The sequence below is a fragment of the Planotetraspora phitsanulokensis genome, assembly GCF_016863295.1.
Taxonomy (GTDB): domain Bacteria; phylum Actinomycetota; class Actinomycetes; order Streptosporangiales; family Streptosporangiaceae; genus Planotetraspora; species Planotetraspora phitsanulokensis.
On sequence record NZ_BOOP01000077.1, the window covers coordinates 1 to 1,385 of the forward strand.

The following is a 1,385-nucleotide window of genomic DNA, read 5'->3' on the forward strand; positions in this document are numbered from 1 at the left end:
CTGCCGGCCAACACGGCGTTCCCGATTACGATCTCGAGCTTCCAGGGCATCAACACGAGCGTCGCCCAGCAGAAGCCGGGCACGTTCGTCCTGGACCGCATCGAGGCCGACGTGCCGACGTCGATCGACCTGCCCGCCCAGCCCGACCTGCGGCCGGACGCGCTCATCTCCGACGACGGCTCGCTGCCCGAGGGCCACGACACCTGGCAGTTCGCCACGCTGTCGGACGTGCAGTTCACGGCCGACAACCCGGCGCTGACCCAGGTCGCGACGGCCGCCATCCAGCGGATCCGCAAGGCCAGGCCGGACCTGCTCGTCCTCAACGGTGACATCACCGACCGCGGCCTGCCCCAAGACCTCACGCTTGCCCGCCAGGTGCTCACCGACGCCGGGTGCGACCTCATCCCGGTCGGCCAGGAGCCGTCCGAGGACAGCACGCCGGACCCGAAGGCCAGGTCGATCCCGTGCTACTACGTGCCGGGCAACCACGAGTCCTACGGCCTCAACAACGTCCAGTCCGACCTGACGAACTTCACCAACGAGTTCGGCCGGCCGTACCGGACGTTCGACCACAAGGGCACCCGGTTCATCCTGCTCGCCAGCTCCCTCGGGTCGCTGCGCGGGTCGGCCTGGGACCAGCTCCCCATGATGCAGCAGGCGCTCGCCGACGCCGAAAACGACAAGTCGGTGCACAACGTCATGGTGTTCGCCCACCACCCGGTGGACGACCCCGCCGAGACGAAGTCCAGCCAACTCGGCGACCGCGACGAGGTCGCGCTCATCGAGAACATGCTCACCGACTTCCGCGACTCCACGGGCAAGGGCGCCGCGATGGTCGGATCCCACGCCCAGATCGCAAACGTCCACCGCGTCGAAGGTGTCCCGTACATGGTGCTGCCGTCCTCCGGCAAGGACCCGTACGGCACGCCGGACCGCGGCGGCTTCACCGGGTGGGTCGACTGGTCCGTCGACGCGCGGCAGGACGCCGACCAGCAGTGGCTCGAGGCCGACGTACGCGCCTTCGCGCAGTCCATCACGCTCGACACCCCCGACTCGCTCGAGGCGGGCAAGACGGTGCAGCTCTCCGGCAGCATCGTGCAGCCCCAGGGCGTGTCAGCGGGCACGCGTGTCGTGCCGCTGCGCTACCCGATGTCGGTCGACTGGAGCGGCTCGTCCAACCTGGCGATCGGCAGCGGGCAGGACGCCATCGACAAGGCCCGCAAGTCACACAAGATCGTCGCGATCCTCGACCCGCAAACCCGGACCCTCACCGCGCTGCGTACGGGCTCGGTCACCGTGACCGTCACCAACGACTCGATGCGCGCCTACACCGACGACAGCTCGCTCGCACCGATCACGACCACGAAGACCATCCAGGTCGTGAA

General features: G+C 68.8%; 1 protein-coding gene. It reads left to right on the forward strand.

Annotated features, from left to right (window positions below; genetic code table 11):
- Positions 1 to 1,385: metallophosphoesterase family protein (locus tag Pph01_RS42430; protein WP_204078937.1), on the forward strand; the 1,385-nt coding region annotated here is incomplete at both ends.